The 18,959-nt window shown below is 51.0% G+C and carries 19 protein-coding genes; 12 read left to right on the forward strand and 7 right to left on the reverse strand.

Features of this window, described 5'->3' with window-relative positions; genetic code table 11:
* Positions 1–23: 23 nt before the first annotated feature.
* The 6 genes from hcp to LVQ79_RS11465 all read left to right on the forward strand — a co-directional run bounded on the left by hcp (position 24) and on the right by LVQ79_RS11465 (position 8,209).
* Positions 24–1,676, forward strand: a complete 1,653-nt coding sequence (gene hcp, locus LVQ79_RS11440) for a hydroxylamine reductase (protein ID WP_232865028.1) — start codon at positions 24–26, stop codon at positions 1,674–1,676.
* A gap of 9 nt (positions 1,677–1,685) precedes the next feature.
* Positions 1,686–2,654: an NADH oxidoreductase gene (hcr, locus tag LVQ79_RS11445; RefSeq protein WP_232865029.1), complete on the forward strand. Its 969-nt coding sequence runs from the start codon at positions 1,686–1,688 to the stop codon at positions 2,652–2,654.
* A 104-nt stretch (positions 2,655–2,758) separates the two neighbouring features.
* Positions 2,759–4,480: a ubiquinone-dependent pyruvate dehydrogenase gene (gene poxB, locus LVQ79_RS11450; protein ID WP_232865030.1), complete on the forward strand. Its 1,722-nt coding sequence runs from the start codon at positions 2,759–2,761 to the stop codon at positions 4,478–4,480.
* A 37-nt stretch (positions 4,481–4,517) separates the two neighbouring features.
* A complete protein-coding gene (gene ltaE / locus LVQ79_RS11455; protein ID WP_232865031.1) occupies positions 4,518–5,519 on the forward strand; it encodes a low-specificity L-threonine aldolase in 1,002 nt (333 codons plus the stop codon).
* Positions 5,520–5,535: 16 nt separating this feature from the next.
* Positions 5,536–6,978 (forward strand): SDR family oxidoreductase, encoded by a 1,443-nt coding sequence (locus LVQ79_RS11460; RefSeq protein ID WP_232865032.1) that lies wholly within the window; start codon positions 5,536–5,538, stop codon positions 6,976–6,978.
* A gap of 223 nt (positions 6,979–7,201) precedes the next feature.
* Positions 7,202–8,209 carry a 3-beta-hydroxysteroid dehydrogenase gene (locus LVQ79_RS11465; RefSeq protein WP_232865147.1) on the forward strand — a complete coding sequence of 336 codons (1,008 nt, stop codon included), beginning with the start codon at positions 7,202–7,204 and terminating at the stop codon, positions 8,207–8,209.
* Between the two features lie 30 nt (positions 8,210–8,239).
* Here the strand turns inward: LVQ79_RS11465 and LVQ79_RS11470 are convergent, their stop codons facing one another.
* Together LVQ79_RS11470 and LVQ79_RS11475 are read right to left on the reverse strand one after the other, a co-directional pair.
* The gene (locus tag LVQ79_RS11470) at positions 8,240–9,085 is read right to left on the reverse strand and encodes an N-acetylmuramoyl-L-alanine amidase (RefSeq protein ID WP_232865033.1); all 846 of its coding nucleotides are present in this window, start codon (positions 9,083–9,085) and stop codon (positions 8,240–8,242) included.
* A complete protein-coding gene (locus tag LVQ79_RS11475) occupies positions 9,082–9,405 on the reverse strand; it encodes a heavy metal-binding domain-containing protein (RefSeq protein ID WP_034456425.1) in 324 nt (107 codons plus the stop codon). The genes LVQ79_RS11470 and LVQ79_RS11475 overlap by 4 nt, the downstream gene beginning before the upstream one ends.
* A 108-nt stretch (positions 9,406–9,513) precedes the next feature.
* Here LVQ79_RS11475 and LVQ79_RS11480 point away from each other — a divergent pair, with 108 nt between their 5' ends.
* From LVQ79_RS11480 to artJ, 6 genes are all read left to right on the forward strand, one after another.
* Complete coding sequence (locus LVQ79_RS11480) at positions 9,514–10,041, forward strand: lipoprotein (RefSeq protein ID WP_151992742.1); 528 nt, start codon at positions 9,514–9,516, stop codon at positions 10,039–10,041.
* Between the two features lie 218 nt (positions 10,042–10,259).
* Positions 10,260–10,988: an arginine ABC transporter ATP-binding protein ArtP gene (gene artP, locus LVQ79_RS11485; RefSeq protein ID WP_064517680.1), complete on the forward strand. Its 729-nt coding sequence runs from the start codon at positions 10,260–10,262 to the stop codon at positions 10,986–10,988.
* Positions 10,989–11,007: 19 nt separating this feature from the next.
* Positions 11,008–11,739 carry an arginine ABC transporter substrate-binding protein ArtI gene (gene artI / locus LVQ79_RS11490; protein WP_064517421.1) on the forward strand — a complete coding sequence of 244 codons (732 nt, stop codon included), beginning with the start codon at positions 11,008–11,010 and terminating at the stop codon, positions 11,737–11,739.
* A 5-nt stretch (positions 11,740–11,744) separates the two neighbouring features.
* Positions 11,745–12,461 (forward strand): arginine ABC transporter permease ArtQ, encoded by a 717-nt coding sequence (gene artQ / locus LVQ79_RS11495; RefSeq protein ID WP_064517418.1) that lies wholly within the window; start codon positions 11,745–11,747, stop codon positions 12,459–12,461.
* Positions 12,461–13,129 carry an arginine ABC transporter permease ArtM gene (artM, locus tag LVQ79_RS11500; RefSeq protein WP_232865034.1) on the forward strand — a complete coding sequence of 223 codons (669 nt, stop codon included), beginning with the start codon at positions 12,461–12,463 and terminating at the stop codon, positions 13,127–13,129. The genes artQ and artM overlap by 1 nt, the downstream gene beginning before the upstream one ends.
* 164 nt (positions 13,130–13,293) lie before the next feature.
* The gene (gene artJ, locus LVQ79_RS11505) at positions 13,294–14,025 is read left to right on the forward strand and encodes an arginine ABC transporter substrate-binding protein ArtJ (RefSeq protein WP_232865035.1); all 732 of its coding nucleotides are present in this window, start codon (positions 13,294–13,296) and stop codon (positions 14,023–14,025) included.
* A gap of 98 nt (positions 14,026–14,123) precedes the next feature.
* Here the strand turns inward: artJ and rlmC are convergent, their stop codons facing one another.
* Genes rlmC through potG form a run of 5 tightly spaced genes read right to left on the reverse strand, consistent with a single transcriptional unit; the run spans position 14,124 to position 18,822 of the window.
* Positions 14,124–15,257: a 23S rRNA (uracil(747)-C(5))-methyltransferase RlmC gene (gene rlmC, locus LVQ79_RS11510; RefSeq protein WP_232865036.1), complete on the reverse strand. Its 1,134-nt coding sequence runs from the start codon at positions 15,255–15,257 to the stop codon at positions 14,124–14,126.
* A 45-nt stretch (positions 15,258–15,302) separates the two neighbouring features.
* Complete coding sequence (locus LVQ79_RS11515; protein ID WP_370639846.1) at positions 15,303–15,821, reverse strand: YbjO family protein; 519 nt, start codon at positions 15,819–15,821, stop codon at positions 15,303–15,305.
* 59 nt (positions 15,822–15,880) lie between these two features.
* Positions 15,881–16,729 carry a putrescine ABC transporter permease PotI gene (potI, locus tag LVQ79_RS11520; RefSeq protein ID WP_151992749.1) on the reverse strand — a complete coding sequence of 283 codons (849 nt, stop codon included), beginning with the start codon at positions 16,727–16,729 and terminating at the stop codon, positions 15,881–15,883.
* Entirely contained in the window at positions 16,726–17,679 is a 954-nt protein-coding gene (gene potH, locus LVQ79_RS11525; protein ID WP_232865037.1) for a putrescine ABC transporter permease PotH, read from the reverse strand. Before potH ends, potI begins: the two co-directional genes overlap by 4 nt.
* Before the next feature lie 9 nt (positions 17,680–17,688).
* Positions 17,689–18,822, reverse strand: coding sequence for a putrescine ABC transporter ATP-binding subunit PotG (gene potG, locus LVQ79_RS11530; RefSeq protein WP_232865038.1), 1,134 nt, complete (start codon positions 18,820–18,822; stop codon positions 17,689–17,691).
* Between the last annotated feature and the right edge of the window lie 137 nt (positions 18,823–18,959).

An 18,959-nucleotide genomic window follows, 5' to 3' on the forward strand; every position in this document is an offset into this window, starting at 1 on the left:
ATATAACTTTAAAAGGTACGATCATGTTTTGTGTGCAATGTGAACAAACAATCCGCACCCCTGCGGGCAACGGCTGCTCTTATGCTCAGGGCATGTGCGGGAAAACGGCTGAAACATCAGACCTACAAGATTTGTTGATCGCAACACTGCAGGGTTTATCTGCATGGGCACTGGCCGCACGTGAAGTCGGCATCATCAGTCATGAAGTTGATCACTTTGCACCGCGTGCCTTTTTCTCAACGCTGACCAACGTCAACTTCGATTCCCCACGCATCGTTGGCTACGCCCGCGAAGCCATCATTGCGCGCGAAAGCCTGAAAACTCGTACCCTTGCGATTAACCCACACATTACCGTCACCAATCCAATGGCTGAACTGCAACTGGTCAGCAACGATTTGGGGGACCTGCAGCGCCAGGCTGCTGAGTTCGCGCCAAACCGCGACAAAGCAGAAATTGGTGACGATATTCTCGGCCTGCGCTTGCTGTGCCTGTACGGCCTGAAAGGTGCTGCGGCCTACATGGAACACGCCCACGTTCTCGGCCAGTACGACAACGACATCTACGCGCAATATCACAAAATTATGGCTTGGCTCGGCACCTGGCCTGCGGACATGGGCGCACTGCTTGAGTGCTCCATGGAAATAGGCCAGATGAACTTCAAAGTGATGAGCATTCTGGACCAGGGCGAAACCGAGAAATACGGTCACCCAACACCTACGCAAGTGAATGTGCGCCCGGTCGCTGGCAAATGTGTTCTGATTTCCGGCCACGATCTTAAAGATCTCTATAACCTGCTGGAACAAACTGAAGGCACTGGCGTAAACGTCTATACCCATGGCGAAATGCTGCCAGCGCATGGCTACCCGGAACTGCGCAAATTCAAACATTTGGTTGGCAACTACGGCAGCGGCTGGCAGAACCAGCAAAGCGAATTCGCCCGCTTCCCTGGCCCAATCGTGATGACTTCAAACTGCATCATTAACCCGGAAGTCGGCTCCTACACTGACCGCATCTGGACGCGTAGCATTGTTGGCTGGCCGGGCGTTAGCCACCTCGAAGGTGACGATTTCACATCGGTTATTACCCAGGCCACGCAAATGGCGGGCTTCCCATACAGCGAAATCGAGCACCTGATTACTGTCGGCTTTGGCCGTCAGACTCTGCTGGGCGCTGCCGATACCCTTATTGACCTGGTTAGCCGTGAAAAACTGCGCCACATCTTCCTGGTGGGTGGCTGTGACGGTGAACGCGGCGAGCGTAGCTACTTCACCGATTTCGCTACCAGCGTGCCGAAAGACTGCCTGATCCTGACGCTTGCCTGCGGTAAATACCGCTTTAACAAACTGGACTTCGGCGATATCGAAGGGCTGCCACGCCTGATCGATGCCGGCCAGTGTAACGACGCATATTCAGCAATCATTCTTGCGGTAACGCTTGCCGAAAAACTCGGTTGTGGCGTGAACGACCTGCCACTGAGCCTGGTGCTTTCATGGTTTGAGCAAAAAGCGATTGTTATCCTGCTGACGCTGCTGTCGCTGGGCGTGACCAATATTGTCGCAGGTCCTACTACACCGGCCTTCCTGACACCAAACCTGCTGGCTGTGCTCAATGAGAAGTTTGGCCTGCGCGCCATCACGACTGTTGATGAAGATATTAAACAGCTGATAGGCGCATAAGGAGAAGTCATGACAATGCCAACGCCACTGTGCCCGTATCGCATGCAGGTGCATCATATTCATCAGGAAACACCGGATGTATGGACGCTCTCGCTGATTAATCACGATTTTTACCCATACAAAGCCGGGCAGTACGCACTGGTAAGTATTCTTGATAGTGATGAAACACTGCGGGCTTACACCATTTCTTCCACGCCGGGGCTCAGCCCGTTCGTCACGCTGACCATCCGCCGTATCGAAAATGGCGTTGGTTCCGCATGGCTTACCCAGGATGTGAAACCCGGTGATTACCTCTGGCTGTCTGAAGGGCAGGGGGAATTTACCTGTGAAAATCTCACCACCGACCGCTATCTGCTGATGGCGGCAGGGTGTGGCGTCACACCGATTATGTCGATGCGCCGCTGGCTGGCAAAGCATCGCCCACAGGCAGACGTACAGGTTATTTATAACGTTCGAACGCCCGAAGATGTGATTTTTGCCGACGAATGGCGTCATTATCCGGTGACAATGGTTGCAGAGAATCACGCGACGCACGGTTTTATCGCCGGGCGCTTAACGCGCGAAATTCTGACAACCGTGCCGGATATTGCCTCTCGCACAGTCATGACCTGCGGCCCAGCTCCGTATATGGAGTTGGTGGAGAAAGAAGTCAAAGCATTGGGCGTGAGCGCTTTTTATGCTGAGAAATTCTTTACCCCAGTCGCTGCACCTGTCGAAAGCGGTTTGAAGTTCACCACGCTAAAACCGCTGCGCGAGTTCTACGCACCGGTAGGCAGTTCGCTGTTGGCGGCAATGGAAAGCAATAAAGTGCAAGTGAATGCGGCTTGTCGTGCTGGTGTGTGCGGCAGCTGTAAAACCAAAGTTGAGTCTGGTGATTACACCGTAAGCAGCACCATGACGTTGACCGATGCAGAAATTGCCAACGGTTACGTACTGGCTTGCTGTTGCCATCCGCAAAGTGATTTAGTTCTCGCCTGATCCCACTCGTGCCACTCAGATTCTGAGTGGCACTTTCTGCCCTGCCTCTTCTGTTTCCTTGACTAAGCTTGTTTACGTTAACTGAATCGTGACAAGGAGAACCAATGAAACAGACCGTAGCAGCTTACCTGGCAAAAACGCTTGAAAGTGCAGGCGTAAAACGAATCTGGGGCGTCACCGGGGATTCCCTCAATGGGCTGAGCGATAGTCTGAATCGCATGGGTACCATTCAATGGATGCCGACCCGTCATGAAGAGGTCGCCGCTTTTGCCGCGGGCGCAGAAGCCCACCTATCAGGTGAATTGGCGGTGTGCGCGGGTTCCTGTGGCCCCGGAAACCTTCATTTAATCAATGGCCTGTTCGACTGCCACCGTAACCGGGTTCCGGTACTGGCCATTGCGGCGCACATTCCATCGAGCGAAATCGGCAGCGGTTATTTCCAGGAAACCCATCCCGAAGAGTTATTCCGCGAATGCAGCCATTATTGCGAGCTGGTGTCATCCCCGGAACAAATTCCCCAGGTACTGGCGATTGCGATGCGCAAAGCGGTATTAAACCGTGGCGTTTCGGTCGTGGTTTTACCCGGCGATGTGGCGCTTAAGCCCGCCCCGGAAACCGCCAGCACGCATTGGTATCCGGCACCACAGCCAATTATTGTGCCGCCGCATGACGAGCTAAAAAAACTGGCGCAATTGCTGCGCTATAACGACAACATCGCGCTGATGTGTGGTAGTGGTTGTGCAGGTGCGCATGAAGAACTGGTGCAATTTGCGGCCACGCTTAAAGCGCCGATTGTTCACGCGCTGCGTGGCAAAGAACACGTTGAATACGATAACCCTTACGATGTTGGCATGACCGGGCTAATCGGTTTTTCGTCAGGGTTCCATACCATGATGAACGCCGACACGTTGATCCTGCTCGGTACCCAATTCCCCTATCGCGCCTTCTACCCGACCGATGCAAAAATCATTCAGATTGATATCAACCCCGGCAGCATCGGTGCGCATAGCAAAGTTGATATGGCGCTGGTCGGTGACATCAAAGCCACACTTGCGGCACTCATTCCGCTTCTGGAAGAAAAAACCGATCGCAGCTTCCTCGATAAAGCGCTGGATAATTATCGCGAAGCGCGTGAAAGCCTCGATGAGCTGGCACAACCCGGTGATGGCAGCGTCATCCATCCGCAATATGTCGCACAGCAAATCAGCCGGTACGCTGATGAAGATGCCATCTTCACCTGTGACGTCGGTACACCTACCGTTTGGGCCGCGCGATATTTGAAAATGAACGGCAAACGCCGCCTGATAGGTTCATTCACTCACGGCTCGATGGCTAATGCCATGCCACAAGCGCTGGGCGCAAAAGCGACCGCACCCGACCGGCAAGTTATCGCCATGTGCGGCGATGGCGGTTTCAGCATGCTGATGGGGGATTTTCTCTCGGTCGTGCAGATGAAACTGCCGATCAAAATTGTGGTGTTTAACAATAGCGTGCTGGGTTTTGTGGCGATGGAAATGAAAGCGGGCGGCTACCTCACAGACGGCACCGAACTGCACGACACAAACTTTGCCAAAATCGCTGACGCCTGCGGAATCACAGGTATTCGGGTTGAAAAAGCGGCCGACCTGGATAACGCCTTGCAACGCGCCCTAAGTATTGACGGCCCGGTGCTGGTGGATGTAGTCGTTGCCAAAGATGAGCTGGCGATTCCACCGCAAATCAAACTTGAACAGGCCAAAGGGTTCAGTCTGTATATGCTACGCGCCATCATCAGCGGACGCGGTGATGAAGTTATCGAACTGGCGAAAACCAACTGGTTCCGGTAAAAGTAAGGATAATTTTGAACAATAATAAGGACCCACCGTGATTGACTTGCGCAGCGACACCGTAACCCGCCCGAGCGATGAAATGCTCAAACGTATGATGGCAGCCCCCACTGGCGATGACGTTTACGGTGATGACCCAACGGTCAACGAACTACAAGATTACGCCGCCAAACTCAGCGGTAAAGAAGCAGCGCTGTTTTTGCCAACCGGCACCCAGGCAAACCTGGTAGCGCTGCTGAGCCATTGCGAACGTGGCGAAGAGTATATTGTCGGTCAACTTGCGCACAATTATCTCTACGAAGCCGGTGGTGCTGCGGTTTTAGGCAGTATTCAGCCGCAGCCTATTGATGCCAACCCGGACGGTTCGTTGCCGCTTGATAAAGTCGCCGCGAAGATCAAACCCGACGATATCCACTTTGCGCGCACCAAATTGCTTAGCCTCGAAAATACCCATAACGGCAAAGTTTTGCCGCGTGAGTATTTGAAGCAGGCCTGGGAATTTAGCCGCAATCACAACCTGGCTTTGCATGTTGACGGTGCACGTATCTTCAACGCCGTGGTGGAATATGGCTGTACGCTTGAAGAAGTGGTGCGCTACTGCGACACCTTCACAATTTGCCTCTCTAAAGGACTTGGAACGCCGGTCGGTTCGCTGTTAGTCGGCAGCCACGAGTACATCAAACGTGCGACACGCTGGCGTAAAATGGTTGGTGGCGGTATGCGTCAGGCGGGAATTCTGGCAGCGGCGGGTTTATACGCGCTGGAAAATAATGTGCAACGCCTGAAAGAGGATCACGACAACGCTCATTGGCTGGCTGGCGAATTGCGTGAAATCGGTGTTGATGTCTCTCGTCAGGATACCAATATGGTGTTTGTACGCGTGCCGGTTGAACAAGCTGAAAGCCTCGGTAAATTCATGAAAGAACGCGGTGTTTTGATGAGTGCGGGCCCGGTAACTCGCCTGGTGATTCACCTTGATGTGAACCGTGAGCAGTTGGCCGAAGTGGTTTCTCACTGGCAGACTTTTTTACAACGCTAAACAGAGGTCACGGACGATGACACAGCCACAAAACATTCTGGTGCTCGGTGCTAGCGGCTATATAGGCCAGCATCTGGTGCCAAAGCTTGCCGCTGCCGGGCATCATGTTACTGCTGCGGCAAGACGTGTCGAGTGGCTGGAGAAACAACCCTGGCCGGGGGTCGTTTGTCGCCATGTCGATTTACAGTGGCCGGGAACGCTTCCCGCACTGCTGGAAAACATCGATACCCTTTACTACCTGGTACATAGCATGGGCGACGGCGCTGATTTTGTTGCCCATGAACGCCAGACTGCGCTCAATTTGCGTGATGCACTACGAGAACATCCGGTAAAACAGCTTATCTTTCTGAGTTCACTGCAAGCTGCCGAAGGTGACGGTGATTCCGCACACCTGCGCGCTCGCCAACTCACCGCCGATATCCTGCGTGATGCTGGAGTTCCGGTAACTGAAGTTCGGGCTGGCATTATTGTTGGCGCAGGTTCTGCCGCCTTCGAAGTCATGCGCGATATGGTTTATAACCTACCGGTACTCACGCCCCCACGATGGGTGCGCTCACGCACCACACCTATCGCACTCGAAAACTTGCTGCATTATTTAACTGAACTACTCAATCATCCATCACAGGAAAATCGTGTTTTCGAAGCCGCGGGCCCGGAAGTACTGAGCTATCAGCAGCAGTTCGAGCGTTTTATGGCAATTAGCGGTAAACGTCGCCCTCTTATCCCCATTCCGTTACCGACCAGTTGGATCTCGGTCTGGTTCCTGAACATGATCACTTCGGTGCCACCAACGATCGCTAAGGCGCTGATCCAGGGGTTGAAACACGATCTGCTGGCCGACGATCGTGAACTTCGCGCGTTGATCCCGCAAAAGCTACTTACCTTTGATGATGCCGTTCGTGCAACGCTTGAAGATGAACACAAACTCGCTAATTCGCAGGACTGGGGTTATGACACCCAGGCATTTGCCCGTTGGCGACCAGATTACGGTTACTTCCCCAAACAAGCGGGCTGCACGCTAAAAACAAGCGCGGAGTTGGCAGATTTGTGGCAAGTGGTGAATCAGATCGGCGGAAAAGAGGGCTACTTCTTTGGCAATGCTCTGTGGAAAACGCGCGGCTATATGGACCTGCTGGTGGGCCACAGGCTGGCAAAAGGCCGCCCTGACAGACCAATGCTTGAAGTAGGCGACAATGTAGATAGTTGGAAAGTGATTATTGTTGAGCCACAAAAAGAGCTTACATTGTTGTTTGGTATGAAAGCGCCGGGACTTGGGCGGCTTTCCTTCACGCTGCGTGACCACGGTAAGTATCGAACGCTGGATGTTCGTGCCTGGTGGCACCCCCATGGAACCGCAGGTTTGTTCTACTGGTTGATAATGATCCCCGCTCATCTGTTCATTTTTCGGGGTATGGCCCGCCGGATTTGCCAACTTTCCGAACGAGCTTCCCCACAATAATTCGAGTTGCAGGAAGGCGGCAACGTAGTGAATCCCCAGGAGCTTACATCAGTAAGTGACTGGGGTGAGCGAGGAAGCCAACGCACATGCAACGTGAAGTATTAAGGGGAATGGCACATAAAGTTCGTTAACTCCTCCTAATCTTTGGCTTTCCCCATTGCAAGCGCCGCCATTTCACGGAAAAATGCGCAGCGTAAATCTCAATTATCATGAGTTGGTCGACATGAAGGTACTGGTAACGGGCGCCACCAGCGGTTTAGGCCGAAACGCGGTCGAATTTCTTCGCGCAAAAGGCATCAGCGTTCGGGCAACTGGTCGTAATGAGGCCATGGGCAAACTGCTGGAAAAAATGGGTGCAGAGTTTGTTCATGCAGACCTGACCGATCTGGTTTCTTCACAGGCCAAATTGATGCTGGCCGATGTCGATACGCTTTGGCATTGCTCAAGCTTTACCTCTCCGTGGGGAACACAGGAAGCATTCGATCTCGCCAACGTCCGCGCCACTCGCCGTTTAGGTGAATGGGCCGTTGCCTGGGGGGTGCGCAACTTCGTGCATATTTCCTCGCCGTCGCTCTATTTTGATTACCATCACCATCGCAATATCAGCGAAGAGTTTCGGCCGGTGCGTTTTGCTAACGAATTTGCTCGCAGCAAAGCCGCCAGCGAAGAAGTGATTCAACTGTTAGCGCAGTCAAATCCACATACACGTTTCACGATTCTGCGCCCGCAAAGCTTATTTGGCCCGCATGATAAAGTCTTTTTCCCACGTCTGGTGCAGATGATGCGCCACTATGGCAGCGTGCTGTTGCCACGCGGAGGTGAGGCGATGGTGGATATGACTTATATCGAAAATGCGGTGCATGCGATGTGGCTTGCCACACAGTGTGAAACGCAGCCGTCAGGCCGGGCGTACAACATCACGAATATGGAAGCTCGCCCGCTACGCGTTATCGTGCAGAAATTGATTGATGAGTTAGAAATTAAATGCCGGATTCGTTCTGTTCCCTATCCTATGCTGGATGTGATTGCCCGCAGCATGGAGCGTCTGGGTAGCAAGTCAGCAAAAGAACCGGTGCTGACTCACTATGGTGTGTCGAAGCTGAATTTTGATTTAACGCTGGATACGACTCGAGCTGAGACCGAATTAGGCTATAAACCGATTATCACCCTTGATGAGGGTATTCGTCGTACCGCGCTTTGGCTGCGCGACCACGGTACGCTGCACCGCTAACCCCGTTATCCTTCAAGTCGAAGCCAGGGTCTAACCCTGGCCATATTTCTCGAGCAACGCTTGTGCAATGGATTCAGTTTGCGCATCCGGCAGGCCGGAATATTCTTTTGGCCGGAAGTGCATCTGGAAAGCCTGAATTACTCTTTTTTGCTGTTCCGACGACATTTCAGGCGTCACCTGATAACCATAACGCGATAGCAAATCGAGCAAACCTCGCTTATCCACAGGCTGGTATGGTCCACGGCCATTCAGGTAAAAGGCCACTCTGTTTGCATCCGGCCAGGCACCAACACCCTGCTGTGCCAGTTGCTGCCACGGGAAGAGTGGGCCAGGATCAACTTTACGCTGCGGGGCAATATCCGCATGTGCGACCACATTTTGCGGTTGGATTTGATAACGAGCGATAATCACTTTCGCCAATCTCTCCAGCGCCGAGATCTGCGCTGGGTTGAACGGATAAAACTGCTTTACACGGCCCTGGCGCGTAAAACCTTTATTCTCCAGCTCAATACCAATCGAAGTGTCATTAATGCGCGTAGCGCCGCGCCAGAAGCTCACACCTGCATGCCACGCTAATTCACTTTCAGGCACTAATTGCCAGATGACCGGTTTGCCGCCAGATGTCGGCGGTGTATCGGGAATCAAATAGTGAGAACTAACATTTTGTTCAGTTAAAGTGGTTAGCGAACCGGCAAAATCATCGGCGGTGTAGTGAATAACCAACACTTTCACACGTGGATAGGCATTCCTCGCGTTGTGGCTGGTGTCGACTATATAATCGCCTTTATCGACAACGGTTTTTTCAGCAACTTCAGGCTTGCTGGCACACCCCGCGAGCAAAAGCGCGATTAAAAATGCGGCTAAGCAACCTTTCATCGACGCGTTTTCACCGCGGTGCCAGTGACGCTCACCATCAACATGCTGCCATCTTTGCCCACCGTTTCGTAGTCGATATCAATACCCACCACGGCATTAGCTCCCAGGCTTTCTGCCTGCTCCTGCAATTCTCTAAACGCTATCTCACGCGCTTTGCGTAGCTCTTTTTCGTAAGCACCGGAACGGCCACCGACGATATCGCGCACGCCAGCAAAAAAATCACGGAAAATATTGGCACCCAGAATCGCTTCCCCAGTCACCACGCCACAATATTCCGTGATGCTCTGCCCTTCAAGCGTAGGGGTTGTTGTAAATTGCATAAGCTTCTCCTCTCTTTGTATCAACATCTTAGCGCATAAAGCCGCCACGCATTTTGACAGCGATACGCTATGCTAAGTTAGTCCTCCTGAGAAGATAAGGAAATAAAAATGCGCAGCTCAGTTTTGGTTCTTCTTCCGTGCGCGATGTTACTCACGGCCTGTACTACCAGCGTCACTCCCGCTTTTAAAGACATTGGCACCCGCAGCGGCCCTTGTATTGATGGTGGCCCGGATAGCGTGGCGCAACAGTTTTACGATTACCAAATTAACCATAAAACGCAGGGCAGCAGCGCGATTACCGGCTTACGTCCTTATATGAGTGACGCGTTGGCACAACAAATGCAAAAAGCCAGCACTTCACCGAACGCGCAGAACGAGTTTATGCGAAGCAATATGTTCACCAGCAATGCCGACGGCGCAGACAGTGCCGAAGTTGCCTCCGCATCAACCATTCTTAATACCGATGCACGCAATATTCCGCTGCGTGTAAAACTCACGAAAGGCAGTCAAAGCTGGCAAGACGAAGTGCTGATGATTCGTGAGGGCCAATGTTGGGCAGTGGATGACGTGCGTTACTTAGGCGAGAACAGCCATGCGCCTTCAGGTAGCCTGCGTCAGGCGATAGAAACAAACTAATATTTACATTCACCATCAGGCGGGAAAGGTAACCCTTGTAAATAGTCTGGAATTTTTGCATAACTCCGACATTTATTCTTGCCTCTCTCCCGCCTCGCTATATTGTGCTACCTTTAATGCATGGCAGTAGTTATTTTTAGGTTTTAACGCACAAAGATTGCATAACTATTCTGTTAAAGGTACCCTTTGCGGCTTCAATTGCTATTCAACTTATGCGCATGAGTATTCAACTAAACGGCATTAATTGTTTTTATGGCGCTCATCAGGCGCTGTTCGATATCACCCTTAGTTGCCCACAGGGCGAAACGCTGGTGCTGCTTGGTCCAAGTGGCGCAGGTAAAAGCTCGCTTCTGCGCGTACTCAATTTGCTTGAGATGCCGCGATCTGGGCAACTCACCATTGCAGACAACCATTTTGACTTTGCAAAAGCGCCTGGCGATAAAGCCATTCGTGAATTACGTCGCAACGTTGGCATGGTGTTCCAGCAATATAATCTTTGGCCTCATCTCACTGTGCTGCAAAACCTGATGGAAGCGCCTTGTCGTGTCCTGGGTATCAGCAAAGATGAAGCACGCCTTCGTGCCGACAAACTGCTTGAGCGTTTACGCCTGAAACCTTATCAGGACCGTTTCCCGCTCCACCTTTCTGGTGGTCAGCAGCAGCGTGTCGCGATTGCACGAGCATTGATGATGGAACCACAGATTCTGCTGTTTGATGAACCGACCGCAGCACTGGACCCGGAAATCACCGCACAAATCGTCAGCATTATTCGTGAGTTGGCTGAAACCAACATCACTCAGGTCATTGTTACCCACGAAGTGGAAGTTGCGCGTAAAACCGCAAGTCGCGTGGTGTATATGGAAAATGGCCACATCGTCGAACAAGGTGATGCGAGTTGCTTCGCAAAACCACAGACCGAAGCGTTTAAATTCTATCTGTCACACTGATGTATCCGGGAAAATAACCATGAAAAAAGTTCTGCTTGCCACATTATTAGCCAGCCTGAGCCTTTCCGCGACGGCTGCACAAACTATTCGTTTCGCAACGGAAGCTTCTTACCCTCCGTTTGAATCTATGGATGCCAGCAACAAGATCGTTGGTTTTGATGTCGATTTGGCTAATGCGCTGTGTAAAGAGATTGATGCAACTTGCACATTCTCCAACCAGTCTTTTGATAGCCTGATCCCAAGCCTGAAATTCCGTCGTATCGACGCAATTATGGCGGGTATGGACATCACGCCTGAGCGTGAAAAACAAGTTCTGTTCAGCAACCCTTACTACGACAACTCAGCTCTGTTTGTCGGTCAGAAAGGCAAAGTTGCTGATATCGCTGCCCTTAAAGGTAAGAAAGTTGGCGTGCAGAACGGTACTACGCACCAGAAATTTATCATGGATAAACATCCAGAAATCACCGTGGTTCCTTACGATAGCTACCAGAACGCTAAGCTGGACCTACAGAATGGTCGTATCGATGCGGTATTTGGTGATACAGCTGTGGTGACTGAGTGGCTGAAAGCAGAACCTAAACTGGCCGCTATTGGCGACAAAGTAACAGACAAAGGCTACTTCGGTACCGGTCTGGGCATCGCTGTTCGTCAGGGCAACACTGATTTGCAGGCGAAGTTCAACACCGCGCTGGAAAAAGTGAAGAAAGATGGTACATACCAGACCATCTACGAAAAATGGTTCCAGAAGTAATCTGAATGAACGAAATGTTTCCTTTAGCGAGCGCCGCCGGGATGACCGTCGGCCTTGCCGTTTGTGCGCTAATCATCGGCCTGGCTCTGGCGATGATTTTTGCCGTATGGGAGTCTGCGAAATGGCGTCCGATAGCCTGGCTGGGTTCAGCTTTGGTTACGGTGCTGCGCGGTCTGCCTGAAATCCTGGTGGTGCTGTTTATTTATTTCGGCTCCTCCCAGTTATTGCTGATTCTCTCAGATGGTTTTGTCCTCAACCTCGGTTTTGCGCAAATTCCTATCCAATTGCAGATTGAGAATTTCGATGTCAGCCCGTTCCTGTGCGGCGTCATTGCCCTTTCCCTGCTCTACTCGGCTTACGCCTCACAAACTTTGCGTGGCGCACTTAAAGCCGTGCCAGTTGGGCAATGGGAATCTGGCCAGGCATTAGGCATGTCGAAGGCGGCCATTTTCTTCCGCCTGGTGATGCCGCAAATGTGGCGCCATGCGCTGCCGGGTTTAGGTAATCAGTGGTTGGTATTGCTCAAAGATACCGCATTGGTATCGCTGATTAGCGTTAACGATTTGATGCTACAGACCAAGAGTATCGCCACTCGTACTCAGGAGCCGTTTACCTGGTATGTGGTTGCCGCCGCGATCTACCTCGTGATCACCCTCATCAGCCAGTATGTACTCAAACGTATTGACCTGAGAGCGACGCGTTTTGAACGGAGACCCGGCTGATGTTTGAGTATTTACCGGAGCTGTTTAAAGGCCTGCATACCAGCCTGACACTCACCGCGGCATCCATTGTGGTCGCGCTGATTTTATCGCTGCTTTTCACCATCGTTCTGACGCTGAAAACACCGGTACTGGTTTACGTTGTGCGTGCCTATATCACTCTCTTTACCGGCACGCCTTTGCTGGTGCAAATCTTCCTGATTTACTACGGCCCGGGTCAGTTCCCGTCAATTCAAAACTACCCGGTTTTGTGGCACCTGCTTTCTGAGCCATGGCTGTGTGCGTTGATTGCGCTGTCGTTAAACAGTGCGGCATATACTACTCAGCTATTTTACGGAGCAATCCGTGCCATTCCTGAAGGCCAGTGGCAGTCATGCGGTGCATTAGGGATGAGTAAGAAAGATACGCTCGCCATTTTGCTTCCTTATGCATTTAAACGCGCACTTTCTTCTTATTCGAATGAAGTGGTTCTGGTGTTTAAAAGTACCTCACTGGCGTACACCATTACGCTGATGGAAGTGATGGGCCACGGGCAACTGCTATATGGTCGCACTTACGATGTGATGGTGTTCGGGGCTGCGGGCCTGGTTTATCTGGTGGTGAACGGGCTATTAACGTTGTTGATGCGTGTGATAGAACGCCGTGCACTGGCATTTGAACGACGTAACTAAACGTCCATTCATCATCTTAAAACGGCGGGAACTTTCCCGCCTTTTTTACGCCTGTAGAAATATAATTATACATTTTATTTGCATATAAATTCATATGCTGGCATGATTTTTTGACGCCGGGAAACGGTGAATACAACAAAACATGACAGACAGGAGCAACACACATGAAGAAGTTTATTTTGGCCGCAATGTTCGCTACAGCCGCATTCAACGTGGCTGCAGCAGACAAAATCAACTTTGGTTCTTCGGCCACTTATCCGCCATTTGAATCACTTGATGCCAACAATCAGATTGTCGGTTTCGATATCGATTTGGCTAAAGCTTTATGCAAACAAATGCAGGTAGAATGCACCTTCACTAACCATGCATTTGACAGCTTGATTCCGTCGCTAAAATTCCGTAAATACGATGCTGTGATCTCCGGCATGGATATTACGCCTGAGCGTAGCAAACAAGTTTCTTTCACCACGCCGTATTATGCTAACTCAGCCGTCGTCATTGCCAAAAAAGGTGCATTCAAATCCTTTGAAGAGCTGAAAGGCAAACGTATTGGTATGGAAAATGGGACCACGCACCAAAAATATCTCCAGGACAAACATCCGGAAATTAAAACCGTCTCTTACGATAGCTACCAGAATGCGATTATTGACCTGAAAAATGGCCGTATTGATGGGGTATTTGGTGACACGGCAGTGGTAAACGAATGGCTGAAAACAAACCCGCAATTAGGCACAGTTGGCGAGCATGTTACTGATGCAGAATACTTTGGCACAGGTTTGGGTATTGCAGTGCGTCCTGACAACCAGGTTCTGTTGACCAAACTGAATACCGCGCTGGCGGCGATTAAAGCTGACGGGACTTACAAAAAGATTAGCGATCAGTGGTTCCCGCAGTAAAGAGTAATGACTTACATCGGATGTCGCTTAGGCTAATCCGAACGACTCAAAGCCAGGTGCTTTAAAGGGTGGATTAGCTAACAGCGACATCCACCACGTTAATTTGCCACTCTCACCAGCAGCACCAATACTTCGTAATGTGCCGTATGCGGGAACATATCGAATAACTGCACGCGCTCGACCCGATATTCCGCCAATGAAGAAATATCTCGCGCCATGGTCTGCGCATTACAACTTGAATAGATAATGTATTTCGGGGCCATGTTATTAAGGAAGTAGCACAACGCCTGTCCAATACCACGTCTTGGCGGATTCACTAATACCAGGTCAGGCACATCCTGTTGCTCAGTCGCAAATTTCGTGGAGTCCAGCGCCTGAAAATGAATATCGGTTAAACCGAGTTTTTCAGCCGACTGACGTGCACAGGCAATGGCTTCTGGGGCAATCTCAATCCCGGTCAATTTCATATTGGGTGTCGCGCAATGCAGGCCAAACCCGCCTACTCCACAGAACAAATCCCACATGTGTTTGACTGGCAATTCGCGAACCCATCCACGCGCAGTCGCATACAGCGATGTGGCAACCGTTGGGTTAGTCTGGAAGAAACTTTGCGGGCGGATATACAACGGCACACCATTAAACTGTTCTTCCAGCGCCTGTTGTTCGGTCAATGGAATTTCCAGTTCGCCTTCCATAATCGCCATATGTACCGGCTGAATATTGGCAGAAATTACTCTTAACTGTGGCAACTGTTGTTGTAACCACGGCAATGCCGCTCGCAGCTGTTCCAGTTTGGCTTCAGAGCGCAGAACAAAGCGCAGCATCATGCCACCATCTTTCTGGCTTTCAGTCAGCAACAGGTATTTCAACTCACCACGTTTGCGCGACACGTTATAAGGCGTCAAGCCAGCACGGGCGATAAAAGGCTTCAGTACGGCAAATACAGTCTGGAATGAGGCAGGATAAAGCGGGCACTCGGTTAAATCTTCCGGTGTTCCATCGCGATGCAACATTCCCAATAATGGTTTTTCTACGCTGCCGCTGACCACCATTTTGGCTTTATTGCGAAATGCCTGTTCAGGGCCACTCATCGGCTCACGCCAGTCATGCACCGCAATACCCTCCAGCAGGTGCTGAAGTTCGTTCATTTTGGCGGTGAGCTGTTCGGAAATCGGCTGTTCAATCCACTGACAAGAGCGGCAGCGATTTGCCTGATAGAGCGCGCAATGCATAATTAAATCCTGAAAACCGGGGGCACAGATTGTAGCACTACGCGGTTATTGAAGTTTAAAAAAAAGCCGGCTCCGCGTGGGGATAAACAGCAGAAATAGCACTAACAGGTCGGGAAGTTTTTGCGTCATCAACGACCGGAATATTTCACGCTTTGATTCACCAGGGATACTGAATAGCTCAGGGTAACCCCAACCAAGCGACGCCGACCACAGATATGCAACTGCAATGACCTGCGTGGCAAGAAATACCCAGCGTCCCCAATTACGCCCTTTCATAATGACAAAGGCACAACGTAATTCGATACACAGCATCACCAGGCTGCCGAGAAAAATCAGCGTCAAGTTCCACGTTTGCACACTGCGGTGAACAAAATCAATAACGCCACGAACCCCGAGCATGTTGAAAAGCAACATAAGATCGAGGACTCGCGTTGAAAGAATAGCAATTGCCGCCACCAGCACTAAAGTGGGAGCGTTCAATTTGGCTTGTGTTTGACTTCGTTTCCTGAAAATTTCCGCAAACCTCGTGTTCCATACGACATAGTGCCGCGTCTTGCGCGGCACTATGGGAATTATCGCTGCAGATTTTAAGTTGCAAGGGTGCTGCCTGCAACCCGAATTATTTAAGCTGTACGCCTTGCACGCTGGATATCGCGCAGACGTTGCTTTTCTGCTCGAGCCATAAACCACCAGGCTATTAAACCGATAACCCCGACGACTCCCAAAATTATAGACGCCAATGCGTTAATTTCAGGATTCACCCCCATTCTTACGCTTGAGAATACCAGCATCGGCAACGTTGTTGCCCCCGGCCCAGAAACAAAACTGGCAATAACCAGGTCATCTAGGGATAGAGTGAACGCCAACAACCAACCAGAGATAATCGCTGGAGCGATCATCGGAACGGTTATCACAAAGAAAACCTTCAGCGGTGTCGCCCCTAAATCCATCGCAGCTTCTTCGATAGAGTGGTCCAGCTCCCTTAAACGTGAGCTTATCACCACCGAAACATACGCCGTACAGAAGGTCACATGTGCAAGCCAGATGGTTAGCATGCCACGATCGCTTGGCCAACCAATCGCGTGTCCCAATGCCACAAACAAAAGTAGCAATGAAAGACCGGTGATGACGTCAGGCATTACCAACGGTGCCGTGAGCATGAAAGCGAACCCCGTCGAGCCACGGAATTTACCAAAACGTACCATTACCACTGCCGCAATTGTTCCGAGAATCACCGCCGCCGTGGCCGCAGCCGCCGCTATGGTCAAACTAAGCCCAACGGCGCTCATCATTGCTGAGTCCTGGAACAACTCAACATACCAGCGCGTTGACCATCCTGCCCATACCGTCACCAGTTTCGAGCTGTTAAACGAGTAGATCACCAGCATTAACATAGGTGCATAGAGGAAGGTGAAACCAATCACCAAAATCAAAATGCGCCACGGTGAACGCACTACCGGTAAATTATTCATGCATGGTCCCCCGCCGTTCTATTCTGGTATTTGTGGAACCACATAATCGGCACAATCAGTAAGATAAGCATTGTTATTGCCACCGCTGACGCCACCGGCCAGTCGCGGTTATTAAAGAACTCCTGCCACAATACGCGACCAATCATGATGCTATCTGGCCCTCCGAGCAGTTCCGGGATAACAAACTCACCTACCGCCGGGATAAAGACCAGCATAGAACCGGCAATAATGCCGCCTTTAGTCAGTGGCACGATGACGCTGAAGAACGTTTTCAAAGGACGTGCGCCCAGATCCAAGGAGGCTTCAACTAACGAATAATCGAGTCGTGTCAGCGCGGTATAAATCGGCAACACCATAAATGGTAAGTAGGCATAAACGATACCGATATAGACCGCCAGATTGGTATGCAGAATCACTAACGGTTGATCGATAACGCCCAACCACATCAGCACATTGTTCAGTACACCGTTATTTTTCAGAATCCCCATCCACGCGTAAACGCGGATCAAGAACGACGTCCATGAAGGTAAAATAACCAGCAGCAACAGGATATTGCGGGTTGATGGCTTACTGTGGGCTACCGCCCATGCCAATGGATAACCCATTAGCAAACAGCAAATAGTGGAAATACCCGCCACTTGCAGCGATTGCAAATAGGCTTCGGCATAAAGCGGATCGTCGGTTAACTGGAGATAGTTGGCCAGGTTTAACGCCAGTGAAATCTGATCGTCAGCCCAGGTCACCAGATCGGTATAAGGTGGAATGGATCGCGCAATTTCTGCAAAACTGATCTTGAAGACAATCAAGAACGGCAGCATAAACAGCAAAATCAGCCACAAATAAGGCAATGCAATCACCAGCTTGCGGCCATGACGCATTTGCATTTTCCCAAGCCACAATTTGAAACCGCTTGCCGGTGGCTCGGCCGGGCGTTCAGTCATCGTGCTCATTTCGCCCCCTTAAACCGTAAGAACCACACAACTTTCAGCATCCCAACAAAGACGAACTTCATCGCCCCAAGTTGGCATCCCTTTGCGATTGCGATGTTCATTTTGCAACTGAGCACTGATCATCTGGCCGCTTTTCAGGCGCACATGATAAATCGACAGATCGCCAAGATAAGCAATGTGTACCACTTCACCGACCGCGAAGTTGAAACCGTCGGCTGGCGGCTCGTCACAAAGCATCACTTTTTCTGGGCGTAAGGCCACATACACCGGAACTCCGTCGACAACGGAAATATCAGGGTCAACTTTTAACGGATGCACAAGCCCCGGGCTATCAATCACCAGGCCATCTTCCTGGCGCTCTTTTAGCAGCCCTTCAAAGACGTTCACAGAGCCGATGAATTCAGCGCTATAACGTGTCGCCGGATATTCGTAGACTTCTTCCGGCTCACCAATTTGCTCGAACTTGCCACGATTCATGATGGCAATACGCCCCGCCATGGTCATCGCTTCTTCCTGATCGTGCGTTACCATGACGCAGGTTGCTCCCACGCGTTCAAGAATATCCACCACTTCAAGTTGCATACGGTCACGCAGTTTTTTATCCAGCGCACCCATTGGCTCATCAAGCAGCAATAATTTTGGCCGTTTCGCCAGGCTACGCGCCAGAGCGACACGCTGGCGCTGCCCTCCAGAAAGCTGATGCGGTTTACGTTTGGCATACTCCTGCATATGCACAAGCGTTAGCATTTCTTGCACGCGTTGAGCTATTTCATTCTTCGGTAACTTGTCTTGCTTGAGACCAAACGCAATATTTTGCTCGACCGTCATGTGCGGAAAAAGTGCGTAGGACTGGAACATCATATTGATCGGTCGCTGATACGGAGGCACATGCGACAAGTCCACGCCATCGAGCATGATTTGCCCAGCGCTTGGCTGTTCAAAACCCGCCAGCATGCGTAGCAGGGTTGATTTTCCACAACCAGATGGCCCGAGCAGCGCAAAAATTTCGCCTTTATAAATGGTGAGATTCACGTCATCAACGGCGTGTTGCCCGTCGAAGGACTTTGTGAGGTTGCGAACTTCAAGCAGCGGGGTGAGCGCTTTGCGAGTTTTCGCGTGCGGACGAGGGGTTGCGTCGTTCAATTATGTTGCTCTCCGGCAAAAACAAAATAGAGGTACGACCCGGTTGCCGTACTAATAACGGACAGAAGTTTTAACACTTCTGTCCGTGTTGGAGCACATGCACTGTTTCGGTGCACCGCTGCGTTGCAAATCTAATT

It is taken from the genome of Buttiauxella cochleicola, assembly GCF_021282405.1.
Taxonomy (GTDB): domain Bacteria; phylum Pseudomonadota; class Gammaproteobacteria; order Enterobacterales; family Enterobacteriaceae; genus Buttiauxella; species Buttiauxella massiliensis.